Source organism: Veillonella sp. CHU110 (assembly GCF_003992255.1).
Lineage (GTDB): Bacteria > Bacillota > Negativicutes > Veillonellales > Veillonellaceae > F0422.
The window spans coordinates 1-230 of sequence record NZ_RQVA01000043.1 but is presented as its reverse complement, the minus strand read 5'-3'; the positions used below and the strand labels follow the sequence as shown (position 1 = coordinate 230).

Sequence of the window (230 nt, the reverse complement as noted above, 5' to 3'; positions counted from 1 at the left end):
GTAGGCCTAAGTGGACTTGAACCACCGACCTCACGCTTATCAGGCGTGCGCTCTAACCAGCTGAGCTATAGGCCTACATATGAGAGATAATCTCTCAAAACTGAACAATTAAGGTTGGATACAGCTAGCGCATATGCTACGTCTATCCATTACACCAAAGTGTCGACCTAGTGTGACATCTAGCATCTTGTGCTAGTGTATGTCTCCCTAGAAAGGAGGTGATCCAGCCG

1 tRNA gene is annotated in these 230 nt (G+C 47.4%); it reads right to left on the bottom strand.

Annotated features, from left to right (window positions below):
* Position 1: 1 nt before the first annotated feature.
* Positions 2-75 (bottom strand) — tRNA-Ile (locus tag EO122_RS08170).
* Positions 76-230: the final 155 nt, after the last annotated feature.